The 15,647-nt window shown below is 31.8% G+C and carries 12 protein-coding genes; 8 read left to right on the forward strand and 4 right to left on the reverse strand.

The features are described 5' to 3' along the window. From prpC to ACKGJI_RS04960, 3 genes are read right to left on the reverse strand one after another with little or no spacing between them, the layout of a single operon-like run. A complete protein-coding gene (gene prpC / locus ACKGJI_RS04950) occupies positions 1-1,152 on the reverse strand; it encodes a bifunctional 2-methylcitrate synthase/citrate synthase (RefSeq protein ID WP_458701466.1) in 1,152 nt (383 codons plus the stop codon). Beyond that, positions 1,149-2,030 (reverse strand): methylisocitrate lyase, encoded by an 882-nt coding sequence (prpB, locus tag ACKGJI_RS04955; RefSeq protein ID WP_458701467.1) that lies wholly within the window; start codon positions 2,028-2,030, stop codon positions 1,149-1,151. The genes prpC and prpB overlap by 4 nt, the downstream gene beginning before the upstream one ends. Positions 2,031-2,042: 12 nt before the next feature. Continuing rightward, entirely contained in the window at positions 2,043-3,938 is a 1,896-nt protein-coding gene (locus ACKGJI_RS04960) for a propionyl-CoA synthetase (protein ID WP_458701468.1), read from the reverse strand. A 233-nt stretch (positions 3,939-4,171) separates the two neighbouring features. Between ACKGJI_RS04960 and ACKGJI_RS04965 the strand changes: the two genes are divergently transcribed. After that, positions 4,172-5,215 carry a hypothetical protein gene (locus ACKGJI_RS04965; RefSeq protein ID WP_458701469.1) on the forward strand — a complete coding sequence of 348 codons (1,044 nt, stop codon included), beginning with the start codon at positions 4,172-4,174 and terminating at the stop codon, positions 5,213-5,215. Here ACKGJI_RS04965 and ACKGJI_RS04970 read toward each other — a convergent pair. After that, the gene (locus tag ACKGJI_RS04970; RefSeq protein WP_458701470.1) at positions 5,212-7,767 is read right to left on the reverse strand and encodes a YhdP family protein; all 2,556 of its coding nucleotides are present in this window, start codon (positions 7,765-7,767) and stop codon (positions 5,212-5,214) included. The genes ACKGJI_RS04965 and ACKGJI_RS04970 overlap by 4 nt on opposite strands. Here ACKGJI_RS04970 and mltG point away from each other — a divergent pair. From mltG to sucD, 7 genes are all read left to right on the forward strand, one after another. Next, positions 7,658-8,650, forward strand: coding sequence for an endolytic transglycosylase MltG (gene mltG / locus ACKGJI_RS04975; protein WP_458701697.1), 993 nt, complete (start codon positions 7,658-7,660; stop codon positions 8,648-8,650). The genes ACKGJI_RS04970 and mltG overlap by 110 nt on opposite strands. Before the next feature lie 151 nt (positions 8,651-8,801). Further along, the gene (locus tag ACKGJI_RS04980) at positions 8,802-10,973 is read left to right on the forward strand and encodes an NADP-dependent isocitrate dehydrogenase (RefSeq protein WP_458701471.1); all 2,172 of its coding nucleotides are present in this window, start codon (positions 8,802-8,804) and stop codon (positions 10,971-10,973) included. 53 nt (positions 10,974-11,026) lie between these two features. Beyond that, the gene (gene mdh / locus ACKGJI_RS04985) at positions 11,027-11,977 is read left to right on the forward strand and encodes a malate dehydrogenase (protein ID WP_458701472.1); all 951 of its coding nucleotides are present in this window, start codon (positions 11,027-11,029) and stop codon (positions 11,975-11,977) included. Between the two features lie 3 nt (positions 11,978-11,980). Then, positions 11,981-12,832 carry a fumarate hydratase gene (locus ACKGJI_RS04990; RefSeq protein WP_458701473.1) on the forward strand — a complete coding sequence of 284 codons (852 nt, stop codon included), beginning with the start codon at positions 11,981-11,983 and terminating at the stop codon, positions 12,830-12,832. Positions 12,833-12,843: 11 nt separating this feature from the next. Further along, positions 12,844-13,404, forward strand: coding sequence for a Fe-S-containing hydro-lyase (locus tag ACKGJI_RS04995; protein WP_458701474.1), 561 nt, complete (start codon positions 12,844-12,846; stop codon positions 13,402-13,404). Positions 13,405-13,555: 151 nt separating this feature from the next. Further along, positions 13,556-14,728, forward strand: coding sequence for an ADP-forming succinate--CoA ligase subunit beta (gene sucC / locus ACKGJI_RS05000; RefSeq protein WP_458701475.1), 1,173 nt, complete (start codon positions 13,556-13,558; stop codon positions 14,726-14,728). Further along, complete coding sequence (gene sucD / locus ACKGJI_RS05005; RefSeq protein ID WP_458701476.1) at positions 14,728-15,600, forward strand: succinate--CoA ligase subunit alpha; 873 nt, start codon at positions 14,728-14,730, stop codon at positions 15,598-15,600. The genes sucC and sucD overlap by 1 nt, the downstream gene beginning before the upstream one ends. Positions 15,601-15,647 lie beyond the last annotated feature (47 nt).

Here is a 15,647-nt window from a genome sequence, read left to right on the forward strand (position 1 = left end):
TTATCTCTCTTCAATTGGAGTAAATTTTAAATTTTCATCTCCAATATAATTAGCTGAAGGTCTGATTATTTTTCCATCTTCTCTTTGCTCTATTACATGTGCTCCCCATCCAGTTACTCTAGACATAACAAATATAGGTGTAAACATATCAGTTGGAATTCCCATTTGTGAGTAAGAAACAGCAGAGAACCAATCAAGATTAGGGAACATTTTTTTAGCATCCCACATAATACTCTCGATTCTCTCAGCCACATCAAACATCAATGTATCGCCATTTTCAACTGATAGTTTTTTTGCAACTTCTTTGATAACTACATTTCTTGGATCACTAGTTGTATAAACAGGATGTCCAAATCCAATGATTATCTCTTTTCTTGCCATTCTTTCTTTGATGTCTTTTTCAGCTTCATCAGCACTGCTGTATCTCTCTTGGATCCTACAAGCTTCTTCGTTTGCACCACCATGCTTAGGACCTCTAAGAGCTCCAATTGCTCCAGTGATACAAGAATACATATCAGAATTTGTTCCAGCAATTACACGAGCTGTAAATGTTGAAGCATTAAACTCATGCTCTGCATACAAGATTAATGAAGTTTGCATTGCTCTTATCCAAGTTTCACTTGGTTTTTTACCATGAAGTAGATGTAAAAAATGTTCAGCAATACTATCATCATCTGTTACTAGTTCTATTTTTTTATTGTTGTGAGTGTAGTGATACCAATAAAGAAGCATTGAACCAAAAGATGCCATTAGTCTATCAACAATATTTTGAGCTTCTTCTTTTGGATGAGATTGGTCTTCTCCTTCAACACATCCAAGAGCTGAACAACCAGTTCTTAAAACATCCATTGGGTGAGTGTCTTTTGGAAGTTGTTCTAATATGTTTTTTACCTCTTTAGGTAAATCTCTAAGATTTTTTAATTTGTTTTTATAATCTTCTAACTCTTTTTTATTTGGAAGTTTTTCATGAACGATTAAATATGCAATTTCTTCAAACTCTGCAACATTTGCAAACTCTAAAATATCATATCCTCTATAATGTAAATCATTTCCACTTTTTCCAACTGTACAAATTGCTGTATTTCCTGCAGCAGTTCCTGAGAGTGCTACTGATTTTTTTGGTTTAAATCCTGATTTGTTTTCTGTGCTCATTTCTTCTCCTTTGAAAAAAGTTGATCTAATTTCTCTTCGTAAGAGTGGTAATCTAACATATCATACAATTCCATTCTTGTTTGCATGATATCTAAAACATTAGTTTGGCTTCCCTCTTTGATTATTGTTTCAAAAAGAGTTAATGCGGCCTTATTCATAGCTCTAAATCCTGATAAAGGATATAAAACCATGCTTATTCCAACACTTGCTAACTCTTCTACACTAAACATTGGAGTTGCACCAAATTCTGTAATATTAGCTAGTACTGGCACTTTGATTTCATTTGTAAAATCTTCATACTCTTTTAGAGTGTGGATAGCTTCAGCAAATATCATATCAGCTCCAGCTTCAACATAGGCATGAGCTCTATCAAGTGCAGCTCTTTGTCCTTCGCTAGCATGAGCATCTGTTCTTGCCATGATTACAAAATCTTCATCTATTTTTGCATCAACTGCTGCTTTTATTCTATCGCACATTTCTTCAGTGGATACTAACTCTTTATTTGGCCTATGTCCACATCTTTTTTGTGCAACTTGGTCTTCTATGTGAAGTCCAGCTGCGCCAGCTCTTGTCATCTCTTTTACAGTTCTTGCTATATTAAACGCACCACCCCATCCAGTATCAGCATCAACCAAAAGAGGTAAATCAGATCGTCCAGTTATCCTTCTAATATCTATACAAACATCTTCTAGCATTGTCATACCAAGATCTGGCAAACCATAGCTTGCATTAGCAACACCAGCACCAGATAGGTATAGTGCTTTTGCTCCAGCTCTCTCAGCTTGAATAGCACTATATGCGTTAATTACTCCTAAAATTTGTAGTGGTGTTTGCTCTTTTAATGCTTCTCTAAATCTTTTTCCTGCGCTTTTTAACATATTATTTCCTTATTATTTTTTTGGGTAGCCAAGCTTTTTAATAGCTTCTTCAATTTCTGGCAAAACAGTTGCATCCTCTATAGTTGAAGGCATATTCCACTCTTTTCCATCAGCCATTGCTCTCATTGTTCCTCTAAGTATTTTTCCACTTCTTGTTTTTGGAAGTCTTTTTACAACAGTTGCTATCTTAAAACTAGCTACTGGTCCAATTTCATCACGAACTAGTTGAACAACACCTTCAATTAAAGATTGGTAATCTCTTTCTATACCTTCTTTGAGTACAACAAATCCCATAGGAATTTCACCTTTTAGCTCATCATCTACTCCAATTACAGCACATTCTGCAACATCAGGGTGTTTAGCTACTATTTCTTCCATTTCACCTGTTGATAAACGATGTCCAGCAACATTGATAACTCCATCCATACGTCCCATTACCCAAACATAGCCATCTTTATCGATGTAGCCTGAATCTCCAGTTAAGTAGTATCCTTCGTAGAAGTTTAGATATGAGCGTTTATATCTAGCATCATCATTCCAAATTCCCATCAAACAACTTGGTGGAAGAGGTAGTTTAATAACAAGATTTCCTAGTTTTTCAGCTTTACATTGTTTTCCATTTTCATCTAGAACTTGCAAATTATAACCAGGCATTGGTTTTGTTGGGCTTCCTGGTTTTACAGGCATTGGGTCAAGTCCTAAAGGATTAGCTGCAATTGCCCATCCAGTTTCAGTTTGCCACCAGTGATCAATCACTTCTTTTCCTGTGACTTTTTTAGTCCACTCATAAGTTGGAGAATCACATCTCTCACCAGCCATAAATATATTTCTAAGATTACTTAAATCATACTTTTTAGCCCATTTCCCTTCAGGATCTTCTTTTCTAATTGCTCTAAAGGCAGTTGGAGCTGAAAATAGTACATTTACTTTATACTCCTCACAAACCCTCCAAAATGCTCCCGGATTTGGTGTGCGAACAGGTTTCCCTTCATATATAACAGTAGTACATCCATTCATAAGTGGCGCATAGACTATGTAAGAGTGTCCAACAACCCAGCCAACATCACTAGCTGCCCAGAACACATCTCCTGGTTTTGCGTTGTAAATATTATCCATTGACCATTTCATAGCAACTGAGTGTCCGCCGTTGCTTCTAATAACACCTTTTGGTTTTCCTGTTGTTCCTGAAGTATAAAGGATATAAAGTGGATCAATTGCATCAACTGGGACACAATCAACTGGATTAGTTTTTTCTTCTTCTTCAGCCCAATCAACATCTCTCCAAGGAAGCATAGTTGCTCTTTCTTGTGGTCTTTGAAAAATAAAACAAGTTGTTGGTTTATGGCTTGATTTTTTGATAGCTTCATCTAAAAGAGGTTTATAGTGAATTACTCTACTTATTTCTATACCACAACTAGCACTCATAATAACTCTTGGTTTTGCATCTTCTATTCTAGTAGCAAGTTCGTGTGCTGCAAATCCGCCAAAAACTACTGAGTGAATTGCCCCAATTCTTGCACAAGCTAGCATTGCTATTACTGCTTCAGGAATCATTGGCATGTAAATTACAACTCTATCACCTTTTACAACACCTTTATTTACAAGCATTCCAGCTACTTTAGCAACTCTATCTCTTAATTCTCTGTATGTATAAGATTTTTTAGTATCAGTAACAGGAGAGTCATATACAAGAGCTGTTTGATCTGCTCTTCCATGGTCTACATGTAGATCCAAAGCATTATAACAAGAGTTCATGCAACCACCAACAAACCATCTATAGTGACCATCTACTACATCTAAAACTTTATCCCACTTATGATACCAATGTACTTTAGTAGCAGCTTCTGCCCAAAATTTTTCAGGGTCTTTGATTGACTCTGCGTAGACTTTATCATATATTTCGCCCATTAGTTTCTCCTTTGATTATATTAATAACTGACCTTACGCACTATATATAGTTCTTGTTTTACCCTTTGGGTGCTTTTTGCAACACTCCCTTGTGGCGTTAAAAAGTTTCAAGTTACCTACGGGTAGCCTTTCAACTTTTTGCCTACCAATGAATTATTGCAAAAAACATCAAGCACTACATATAGTGCGTAAGGTCAGTTACTGACAGTATACAATGTAACAAAGAAATATGCTTGTACAAAAGAGTGATATTTAAAGCAATTTTTGTACATATTGCTTTTTTTGTACAAAAATTGTACAATTTTACTATGAAAACAGTTGAAAAAATCATAGAAATATACAAACGCTCAGAACTAAGTATCTCTAAGTTTGCTTCAATTATTGGCAAAGATAGGAGAACTGTAACTTCTTGGATTGATAAGATAGTTGAAAGAGAGCCAAATGATGATGTACTAGAGAGGATAAATAAATTTTTTAGGTATCCAAGTAGTATTTGGGATGAAAATTGTCATTATAATGAATTCATAGAAATGATTACAAAAGTTCCACAAGAAGAGATTAAAATCATAGATGAAGGATATCTTGGAGGACTTAAGTATATACTAGAGCATGAGGATAAAGAGAGATTTGTAATTCATCCTCAATTTCCTGGTCCAATGTATAGAGATACAACAGTTCCTAGAGTTTATCGTACAAAAAATAGTTCAGAAATAGAAAAATTTAAAAAAGAAAGAACTATAAGGATGCTTTCTTACTCTTTTGAAACTACTGAGTGGTATAGCATAAAATCATTACTTGCTTTTTGTTTTTCACCTATTGGTAATTTTTATACAAAAGAGCAAAAGCTTCAAATTTTAAATTTAATGTATGATAATTTTCATGAAAATTACAATAAAAGATTATATTTTTTTGATTCATTTTCTAGAAAAATTTATGGTTTAGATACTGCTTATACATCTATAAATATAAAAAATGGAGTTATGTTTTTTAAAGCTCCTTTGGAATCTGTTTTTATAGAAGTTAGAAATAAAAAATTGATTGAAAGAATTCATAGACATTTTACATTTGGAAAAGAAGCACCAAATCATATAAATCCAAATGAGGCAACTATGATTTTAAAAATTTTAAAAGAAGCAATAGAATTTAATAAATCGATTGAAGAAGCCTACGAAGATATAAATAGTAAAACTCTATATGGAGGGCTTTTTAGAAATAATATAAGTCTGTCTTTACATAATAGATTATCTTTACCAAAGGATGGACAAAAGATTAATTAATTTTCAAAAAGCTTGAAAGGTGCTTGAATAGTTCTTTTAATCATATTTAAAGGTGAGCTTGCCGAATCTTTTAATATATTCGTTTTGATTATTGGCTTACTAGCTGTACCACTTACATCAATTTGAGTATATAGTTTGTCATCATCTCCAAGTATGATATAGTTAAATACTGGTATATTTTTAACTAGGGAACTAAAACTTTTAAGTATAGATAGTTTTAAACTTAAAGTTATTTCATCAGTAAGTAAATTGTATTTTCCATATCCTTCTATGTCTGTACTTTTACCATCGATAGTTATTTTACTCATATCTATAAAATCCCCATTTTTTTGAAATTTTATATCCATTGAATTTATACTAAAGCCTTTTTCGTTAAATCCAGGTGTTTTAAATGTGAGTAAGGATGGAATTGTATTTATAGTGGCAATCAAGTTATTATAAAAAGACATCCTTTTTAAAGTAGTATTAGTAGCTTTAAAGTTTCCTCTAAAATTGTCTAAATCTTTTCCATAAAATTTAAATCCAAAAATTCCATTTTCAAAATCATTTTCACCAATCAAAGAGTTGATAAAAATGTCACTCAAGTTTTTACTTTCAACATAAAATAAATTATTTGTTTTTTTTACATGTAGTTCTTGATTGAACAAAAATGAATCTAGGTATAAATTGCCATTATTGATTTTTATTTTATATGATAGGCTTAAAAGTTTTTTTGAGGAATTTGTATCTTTAATATTGGAGTTTCTTCCATCTATTTGTATATCAGATATCTCATTATTTGATGAGTTAATTTTTGAAAAGTCCAATGCAATATCAAGATTATCCAAATATACAGATAAAAAATCTTTTTGTTCAATTTTTAAAAATTTATCCTCAGAAATTGCACTAAAATTTTTACCATCAGTATTGATATGCATTTTTAGTTTTTTTAATTTTTTACGATTTTTAAGTATTGGTAAATCAATATTTTTGATATCAGCTAGTATATTATAGTTTTTAAAATCATTTGTTTTTACATATACATCACTATCTTCAATATTTAGTTTTTTCATTATGTCTGAATATTTTTTAAGATTTTTAAGGTTTTTTACATTTATTTCATTTAATTTTCCAAATTTCAGTGTAGCATTTAAATCATCTAATGAAATATCTACATTTTTATCAATTTTCATTTTAGAATTTGTTTCAAAGTTTGTTATATCTAGAAGTTTGGTTTTTCCTAGTTTTACATGTAAAGAATTTATATGATTTTGACTTTTGTATGTACTGTTTTTTGTATTGAAAACTCCTGATGTATTTAAATCAAAAATTGATTTATATTTTAAATTTGCATTTTTTATATAGATTAAATCATTATCTAGTTTTACTTGTGCCTTTTTAGAGTACATTTGCACTCCAGAAATACTTATATTTGAATCTTTTAGTAAAAAATCTCCAGTGTAGCTTTTTACTTCAATTGGCTCAAAAGAAATATCAAGTTTTACGTTTGCTTCAGTAAGTCCTGAGTGTTGGATTATTGGTACATGTATATCATATGCTCTTAGGATTTTATGGATTGAATCATCTAAAATAGTATGAGCTTTAATATTTACAATTATTCCAGCTCCTTTTGTCATTAGATGGTAAATATAAACATCAGATTTACTTACATCTTTACTTTCGTAAGTGGCTTTTTGTATATCAAATATCAAAGTATCATTTTTTAAGATCACATCTAAATCATTTCCAATAGCAACAGGGGCATTTTTGTCAAATTTTATAGCTGCATTTTTAACATTTGCTTTTGCTTTCATTTCATTTGGATAATAATCATTTGTTTTTAGGTTGAATTTTCCTTCAAGGTAGTTTAGTTTATAAGTATCTGCAATAATTTTTTTATATATCCAAGCGCCAATTAGTGGTTCTAAGTCGATTTTTTTAGATAAAAAATCCATAAAAGGTTTTAATGTTTTGAATTTTTGAGTAGAAATCTTGTAATTTAAAATGTTGTTTTTTATATCAAGATTTAAACTTCCATCTATATTAAAAGTTGAAAAGTTTCCTTGAAACCTGGTTTGTTTATTTTTTAGATTTAGTAAAAGATTTCCTTTTAGTCTAAGCTCCCAATCTTTTAAGAAAAGGTTTTTTATTTTTACTTCAATATTTTTTTCCCATGGTTTAACTTGTGCATCTAAGCTTATATAATCACTGTTTATATAAAAAACTTCATCTTTATATAAAAATTTAAATTCTTTGTTATCATATTTGAAATCTTTAATAGAAACTGAGTCAAACAGCATATATAGATGAGGTAGGTAATTTAAAATATTTTTTATCTCAGATAAGGAAGTTTCATTTTTGTTTGTTGCAGCTATTTGTACTTTTGCTATATCTACAATTAGTTTTTTATCTAATTTAATGTAAAATTGTTCAATATTGACTTTTGGTAGAGTTATTTTGTCTATTCTTATACCATTTAATAGAGTCAAAAAAACGATGGTGATAGTTAAAATTATGAATAAAAAAACAGTCCAAATTTTCTTACTTATTTTTGATGTTATATTGATTATCATATATTCTCTTATCTTTTATCTCTCAGAGCCTATTTATTCTACAAAGGTTGTTAATGTTCCAAAAGGTTCTATTTCAGCGATTATATCATATTTAGAGAAACAAAAGTTTAACGTATCATTAAGCGTAGATAAATATTTATTGTACCTCATAGGAAAACCGCAATTTGGATGGATTGAAATAGGAAAAAATAAGCTATCAAGAGGAGATTTTTTATATAAACTCTCACATGAAAAAGCAGCTTTACAGCCTATTAAACTAATTCCAGGTGAAACTATAGATGTATTTATGTATGAACTTTCTAAAAAATATGGGTTAAATTATAAAAAACTAATGAAGTATTATAATGAGTTGAGCCCTTTAAAAGATGGTTTTATAGTTCCAGAGACTTATCATATACCAATTGGGATAGGCGAAAAACATTTGATTGTTTATCTTTTAAACTATGCATACAGATATCAAAAAGAGATGTCAATAAAAATTTTTAAAACTTACAATCAAAAAAGTTGGTTTAGATATTTAATTATTGCTTCGATTATACAAAAAGAAGCAGCTAGTGTTGAAGAAATGCCAATAGTTTCTTCTGTAATTTATAACAGACTTAAAAAAGGCATGAAGTTGCAAATGGATGGGACTTTAAACTATGGAAAATTTTCACACATAAGAGTTTCAGCTAAAAGAATAAAAGAAGATAATTCTCTTTTTAATACATATAAACATATAGGCTTGCCACCATATCCAGTATGTAGTGTGTCAAAAGAGGCTATTTTTGCAGCTATATTTCCTAAGAAAACCAATTATTTATATTTTGTAAAATCAAAAAATGGAAAACATGTTTTTTCTAGTACGTACAAAATGCATATGAAAAACATAAAGAAAAACTAAAATTGTATTATTTGTATTATGTATTTTATATGTTATAAAGTAAAAATTTCACAAAATTAAAGAATTTATAATAAATTCTATTGGTTTAAAATAGTTAAAAGTAATTAATCAATATAGTAATACTATAAAATCTAAAAATTAAGGAGATTTGATGGCACCGGTTTCAAAAATAGTTTATACAAAAGTAGATGAAGCACCAGCATTGGCTACATATTCGTTTTTACCAATTATTAAAGCTTTTACAAAAGACTGCGGTATTGAAATGGTAAGTAAAGATATTTCTTTAGCTAGTAGAGTACTTGCTGCTATGGGTAAAAAAGAAGATGAACTTAAAGAATTAGGAAATTTAGTTTTACAATCAGATGCAAATATTATAAAACTTCCAAATATTTCAGCTTCAATTCCACAGCTAAAAGCTTGTATCGCAGAATTGCAAAAACAAGGTGTTGATATTCCTGATTATCCAGAAGATCCAAAAAATGATGCAGAAAAAGAGATTCAAGCAAAATATGCAACTTGTCTAGGCTCAGCTGTAAATCCAGTTTTAAGAGAGGGAAATTCAGATAGAAGAGCAGCAGTTGCTGTTAAAAAATTTGCTCAGAAGAATCCTCATAAATTAAGAGAGTTTTCAAAAGATTGTAAAGCATATGTTGCTTACATGGAAAATGATGATTTTTATGGTAATGAGCAATCATGTGTTGCAACTAGTGATGATGAATACACAATTGAATTAAATGGCAAAGTACTAAAAAAGATTGAAGGTGTAGAAGCTAAAGAAATTGTTTCTAGTACATTTCTTTCAGCTAAATCATTAAAAAGTTTTTTAGCTAAAACTATTGAAGATGCAAGAGAAAAAGGATTACTTTGGTCAATACATCTAAAAGCTACAATGATGAAAGTTTCAGATCCAATTATATTTGGTTATGCTGTAGAAGTGTTTTTCAAAGAAGTTTTCGAAGCATATAAAGATGAGTTTGAAAAGCTTGGAGTAAATCCTGATTTGGGGATTGGAGATCTTCTAAAAAAAGTTGAAAATTCAGATAAAAAAGATGAAATTTTAGAAAAAATAGAAAATATTGTAAAAGGTGATAATCCAACAATTGCAATGGTTGATAGCGATAAGGGTATTTCAAATCTTCATTTTTCAAATGACATCATAATCGATGCATCAATGCCTCCTGTTATTAGAGAAGCTGGACAAATGTGGAATAAAGATGGAAAGTTACAAGAGTGTGTAAGTGTTATTCCTGATAGAACTTATGCTCTTATGTACAGCGCTATTTTAGAAGATTGTAAAGAAAATGGACAATTTGATGTTGCTACTATGGGACACGTCTCAAACGTTGGACTGATGGCAAAAAAAGCTGAAGAGTATGGCTCTCATCCATATACTTTTAAAGTTAGCGAAGATGGTAAGATGAGTGTTAAGGATTCTAGCGGAAATGTGCTAATGAGCCATGAAGTAAAAAAAGGTGACATATGGAGAGCTTATAGAGTAAAAGATGTTGCTTTAAAAGACTGGGTAAGACTAGCTCACGAAAGAGCAAAATTAACTTCTCAGCCTGTTGTATTTTGGCTAGATTCAAACAGAGCTCATGATGCAAACCTAATAAAAGGAGTACTTGAGTATCTACCAGAGCATTTAGAAAAAGCACCAATAGAATATCATATTATGGCATCACCTCTAGCGATGAAATATACAGTAAAAAGAAGTAGAGCAGGGCTTGATACGATAAGTGCAACAGGAAATGTTCTTAGAGATTATTTGACTGATCTTTTTCCAATTTTAGAGCTTGGTACTAGTGCAAAAATGATGTCAATTGTTCCACTCTTGGCTGGAGGAGGACTTTTTGAAACTGGAGCTGGTGGAAGTGCACCTAAACATGTTGAACAATTTTTAAACGAAGGCCATTTAAGATGGGATTCATTAGGTGAATTTTTAGCATTAGCAGAAAGTTTAAGAATGATTTATAATAAAACTGGTGATGAAAAAATCAAAATAGTATGTGAGGCACTTGATAGTGCAAATGAAGCATATTTGGATAATAATAAAGAACCAAGTAGAAAAGTGGGAGAGCCTGATAATAAAGCAAGTCATTATTATTTAGCAATGTATTGGGCAAAAGCCTTGGCAAATTATGATAAAAAGTTTGAAAAAATTGCCAAAGAGTTAGAAGATAATGAATCAAAAATCTTAGAAGAACTACTGTCGGTTGAGGGAAAAGCTCAGGATATTGGTGGTTATTTTAAACCAAATGATGAATTGGCAACAGATGCTATGAGACCAAGTCAGACATTAAATAAAATTATAAGTAATATTTGATATAAAAATTAATATGGAAATTAAATTTCCATTTATGCATTTAAGGAGTAAACTTGTTACAAGCAAAAAAGGTTTCAATCATTGGAGCTGGAAATGTAGGAGCCACGATTTGTTATTGGCTTGCTATGAGAAAAAGTTGTAGAGAAATAGTAATGATAGATATTGTTGAAGGGCTTGCTAAAGGAAAAGCTTTAGATATTGCTCAAGCTACTTCGCCGGAGGGAAGTCATACTATTATAAATGCATCAAGTGATTATGAAGATATAAAAGGAAGTCATATAGTAGTTATAACTGCAGGGGTACCGAGAAAACCTGGAATGAGCAGAGATGATTTGCTAATGATTAATGCAAATATTATAAAAGATATTGTTTTAAAAATTAAAGAAAATGCTCCTGAAGCTATAATAATCACAGTTACAAATCCTCTTGATGCAACAACTTATACAGCTTTAAAAGTTGGAAATTATCCAAGAAATCAAGTTGTGGGAATGGCTGGAATTTTAGATAGTGCTAGGATGGAAACGCTAATTTCGCAAAAACTTGGATATGGTTATGGTCAAGTAACAGCAAGTGTAATGGGTGGACATGGGGACAACATGGTTCCACTTCCAAGATACTCTTCAGTAAATGGAGTAGCACTTGAAGATTTACTTAGTGATTTAGATATAGAAGAAATTATAGAAAAAACAAGACATGGAGGTGCAGAAATAGTAGGGTATATGGGGACATCAGCTTACTATGCACCAGCAAATGGAACTGTTAAAATGGTTGAAGCGATATTAGGGGATAAAAGAGCAATATTTCCTTGCGCAACTCTTCTTGAAGGAGAGTATGGTTACAGTGATACTGTAAATGGAGTTCCTGTTGTATTAGGTGCTAATGGGGTTGAAGAGGTTGTTGAGTTACCACTTAATTTAAGTGAACAAAAACTCTTTGCTAGAAGTATTGATTCAGTAAATTCTTTATTGGAAACATTACGAAAAAATAATTTTTTTGGGGAGTGAAACATGAGAGAAATAAAATACGAAGATATTGTTAAGTCTATTAGAGACTGTATCATATATAGTGGTACAAATCTTCCAAAGGATGCATTAGAAAAAATGCAAGAAGCATATGAAAAAGAGCAAAGTCCTGTTGCAAAAGAGGTACTTAAACAATTATTGGATAATGCTGAAATTGCATCAACTGAAGAAAAACCATTATGTCAAGATACTGGACTTGCTGTTTTCTTTGTAAAAGTTGGAGAGGATTTAAAAGTAGTTGGCGGAACTCTAAAGGATGCTATTAACGAAGGAACTGAAAAGGGTTACACTGAAGGTTATTTAAGAGCTTCTACATGTGTATGGAATACAAGAGAAAATCTTAAAGATAAAATTGGATATAACCTTCCAGCAATAATTCACTTTGATTTAGTAGCTGGAGATGGACTAGAAATTGAATATGCTGCTAAGGGTGGTGGTAGTGAAAATGTAAGTCGTGCAACTGTACTTCCACCAGCTGCTGGTCGCCAAGGAATAATTGATTATGTTAAAGAGGTAGTTAGCAATGCTGGACCAAACCCTTGTCCTCCTTTAACAGTAGGTGTTGGAATTGGAGGAACTTTTGAAAAAGCAGTAATTTCTTCTAAGCATGCACTTTTTAGAAAACTTGGAAGTGTAAACGAAGATCCAACATTAGATGGTATGGAAAAAGAGTTAGTTGAAGAATTAAACAAATTAGGTATTGGAGCTATGGGAATGGGAGGAACTCAAACAGTGTTTGGTGTTCATATTGAAGCAAATCCATGCCATATTGCAAGCCTTCCAGTTTCAGTTAATGTTCAATGTCACAGTAGTCGTCATACAGTTATTAAGTTGTAGGAGTAAAAAAGATGAGTAAAACATATCATTTAAAAACACCATTAAGCGTTGAAGATGTAGAGCAATTAAAAGCGGGAGATATTGTTTATCTTAGCGGAGTTATTTATACAGCACGTGATGCAGCGCATAAAAAATTGATAGATTTAATGGATGCTGGTGGAGAATTACCATTTGAAATTGAAGGTTCTGTTATATATTTTGTAGGACCTACTCCTCCAAAACCAGGTGATCCAATAGGAAGTGCTGGACCAACTACTAGTTATAGAATGGATTCATACTCTCCAAGACTAATTAGAGAAAAAGGTCTTAGAGGAATGATTGGAAAAGGTAAAAGAAATCAAGATGTAATTGATGCATGTAAAGATGCAAAAGCAATTTATTTTGGAGCTACTGGAGGTGCAGGAGCACTTTTAGCTCGTCAAATAAAGAGTGCAGAAGTTATAGCTTATCCTGAACTTGGTCCTGAAGCGATTAGAAAATTAGAAGTTGTTGATTTTCCTTTAACAGTTATAAATGATACATATGGTCAAGATTTATACAAAATAGGAAGAGCTCAATACGAAGTAAAATAAGTAATAAGGTAACACTTTTTAGTGTTGCCTTCTTCTCTAACCTTAAACAATAAGAAAAAAATATATATAGTTGATAATTTTATTGGTTTGATAGACAATTAAGTATAAAGTTTTATCAAATTTGTGTAAAACAAAAAAATTAGGAGATTCAATGAATGTTCATGAATATCAAGCAAAAGAGATTTTTGCTAAGTATGGTGTACCAGTTCCTAGAGGGATTTTAGCAAATAGTGTTGAAGAAGCTGTTGAAAATGCTAAAAAATTAGGAGGCAGTGTTTGGGTTGTAAAAGCTCAGATTCATGCAGGCGGACGTGGACTTGGCGGTGGTGTAAAAGTTGCTAAGAGTTTAGAAGAAGTTGAAAAATATGCTAATGAAATCTTAGGCATGACTTTGGTAACTCATCAAACTGGCCCTGAAGGTAAACTTGTTCAAAAAATTTATATTGAAGAGGGTGCTGATATTGCTGATGAACTTTATCTTGGTGTTGTATTAGATAGAGCAAAAGAGATGCCTGTAATCATGGCTTCTACTGAGGGTGGAATGTCTATTGAAGAGGTAGCAGCTAAAACTCCTGAGAAAATCATAAAAGTTGCGGTTGATCCAACAATTGGTTTTCAAGGTTTTCATGGACGAGAACTTGCTTTTGGTCTTGGTCTTCCAAAAGAACAAATTGGTAAATTTATCAAATTTGCATCTGCTTTATATAAAGTTTATATGGAAAATGATGCTGAGTTAATTGAAATTAACCCACTTGTTAAAACAGGAAGTGGTGATTTTATATCACTTGATGGAAAAATGGGATTTGATGATAGTGCACTTGGACGTCATCCAGAAATTGAAGCTTATAGAGATATAAGTGAAGAAGATGCGGATGAGAGAGAAGCTGGCAAGTATGGTTTAAGTTATGTTGCTCTTGATGGTGAGATTGGTTGTATGGTAAATGGAGCAGGACTTGCTATGGGTACTATGGATACAATCAATTATATGGGAGGAACTCCAGCAAACTTTTTAGATGTTGGTGGAAAAGCTAACGCTGAAACTGTTGCAAAAGGTTTTGAAATAATTCTTAAAAATAAAAATGTAAAAGCAATTTTCGTAAATATTTTTGGTGGTATTGTTAGATGTGATAGAATTGCAAATGGAATTCTTGAAGCTACTAAATTAGTAGATGTTCATGTTCCAGTTGTGGTAAGACTTGATGGAACAAATGCACCAGAAGCTGCAGAAATTTTGAAAAATGCAGGAATAAAAAATGTTATAGCAGCTGATGATTTAGGTGATGGAGCTAAAAAAGCAGTAGCTGCAGCGAAAGGAGAGTTATAATGAGTATATTAGTAAATAAAGATACAAAAGTAATCGTTCAAGGTTTTACTGGTAAAGAAGGAACTTTCCATGCAGAGCAGTGTATTGCTTATGGTACTCAAATTGTTGGTGGTGTTACTCCAAATAAGGGAGGAACTGAGCATTTAGGAAAACCAGTTTTTAATACAGTAAAAGAAGCAGTTCAATCAACTGGTGCAACTGTTAGTATGATTTTTGTTCCACCTGCATTTGTTGGTGATGCTGTAATGGAAGCTGCTGATGCTGGAGTGGAATTAGCTGTAATTATTACTGAGGGTGCTCCTGTTAGAGATATGATGTTTGCTAAAATGTATGCAACTAAAAAAGGAATGAAAACAATTGGTCCTAACTGCCCTGGTATTATTACTGCTGAAGAATGTAAAATTGGTATTATGCCTGGTATGGTTTTCAAAAAAGGAAATGTTGGACTTATTAGTAAATCAGGAACATTAACTTATGAAGGTGCAAATCAAGTAGTTAAAGAGGGTTTTGGTATTACAACTGCAGTTGGAATTGGTGGTGATCCAATCATTGGTTTAAGTTATAAGCAACTATTACCTATGTTTGAAGCAGATCCAGAGACTGAAGCAATTGTAATGATTGGTGAAATTGGTGGAGACTTGGAAATCCAAGCTGCAGCATTTATAAAAGAAAATATTACAAAGCCAGTTGTTGCTTTTATTGCAGGACAAACTGCGCCAAAAGGTAAAAGAATGGGACATGCTGGAGCAATTGTAAGTGGAAGTGCTGGAACAGCGGCTGAAAAAATGGCTGCTCTTGAAGCTGCAGGTGTTGCAGTTGTTAAATCACCAGCTGATATTGGTAAAAAAGTAGCAGAAGTTTTAAAAAAATAAGTTTTTAGGAAAATAATAGGTCATTTTTGGCCTATTATTGTTATGAT

This window comes from Sulfurospirillum sp. 1307, from assembly GCF_054408545.1.